Origin of the sequence: Vibrio sp. 10N.286.52.C3 (genome assembly GCF_041468865.1) — a bacterium.
Classification (GTDB): Bacteria; Pseudomonadota; Gammaproteobacteria; order Enterobacterales; family Vibrionaceae; genus Vibrio; species Vibrio crassostreae_C.
In genome coordinates, this window is sequence record NZ_JBFRJM010000039.1 from 1 (window position 1) to 1,263 (window position 1,263).

Consider the following 1,263-nt stretch of genomic DNA (forward strand, 5'->3'; position numbering starts at 1 on the left):
TTTAATGTCCAAAATCTCTACCAATGAGAGCATGAAATAACCCGTCAACCAAAGCTGAACATTCATTGAATCAATGGCCGCGTAGTTACTCTTACTTCCATCTATGGCGACTTTGCTTGGTAAACCATTTTGTGAAATGGCCTTATTCAGAAAGGCTTTAGCAGCTGCCTCATCACGGTTCGGGCTAATATAATAATCAATCACATTTCCAAATTTATCGACGGCTCGGTAATAGTAGACCCATTTACCCTTTACTTTGATGTAGGTTTCATCCATACGCCACGAGTCAGACACCGGCTTCTTTCTACGCCTCGCTCTATGCTCCAATACTGGTGTAAATTTGATAACCCAACGATTTATAGTAGCGTGATCCACAATGATTCCACGCTCTAATTGTATCTCTTCGATTTCACGATAACTGAGCTTATAGGCGAGATAATAACGTACGGTTTCGAGAATAACTTCAGAGGGAAAGTGGCAACCTTTAAACATTAAGAATCAGTATCATGAATGGAAATTAAGCGAATCTTAACTAAAAGGCTCAAAGTTTGCGACAGAAACAAGCTGTGCCAATACTCTGCCACACTCCTTGAATTAGTTTTCGAAGAATTGCTCGTATTCTGGAGTCGACAGGTTTTCCGCAAACCCAATCTCACCGACGAAATAAATCGCACTCGCGAGATTTTCTAACGTTTGATTCGGCTCGCGTTCAGGTACGTCGCCAACAACCGGAACAGATTTAGGTTCAGAGACAGAATTACAAACAACACTTTCACATACGATGTTTTGTTGTTCCAACGAGATGGCTTCTGGTACATCAAAGTCTCCCGCTGATAAATCAGAGTTAGAAAGGTCTAAGGCACCGTAAGAGAAGGTCGAAAACAGAGTTGAAAGTACAATCCACTTATTCATAATTCTTTCCATAGTTAATATTCATCAAACCTATAAATACTATCTAATCATAAACATTATGAACAGTGTTTTATTTAGAATTTCTAGGTTCTGTCGCAAATCTAGTTAGAGGCGTGACAGTCCAATCCGACAGATACAATTATGCTGCGAGTGCGTAAAATCGCTCAAAGGCTGTCTGGCCTTCAACATCTATCTGATCTTGTTTCAACATCGTCCACACTTCACGCCCATGCAAACTGGCCAAAGCTCCTTCCGTTGACTTCCAACCTAGAGCTTGACGTGTTTTCTGCTTCACCCAACGGTGACTCGGCTCAACGATATTGTTCAGATATTTAATGTCCAAAATCTCTA

2 protein-coding genes and 1 pseudogene are annotated in these 1,263 nt (G+C 40.9%); all 3 read right to left on the reverse strand.

Features of this window, described 5'->3' with window-relative positions; genetic code table 11:
* Positions 1-492 (reverse strand): IS6 family transposase (locus tag AB4138_RS15090; protein ID WP_372306611.1); only part of this gene is annotated, 492 nt, incomplete at its 3' end.
* A 102-nt stretch (positions 493-594) separates the two neighbouring features.
* On the reverse strand, positions 595-912 hold the full coding sequence (locus AB4138_RS15095; protein ID WP_372129196.1) for a hypothetical protein: 318 nt from the start codon (positions 910-912) through the stop codon (positions 595-597).
* A 139-nt stretch (positions 913-1,051) separates the two neighbouring features.
* Positions 1,052-1,263, reverse strand: a pseudogene (locus AB4138_RS15100) (IS6 family transposase); the annotation flags it as partial.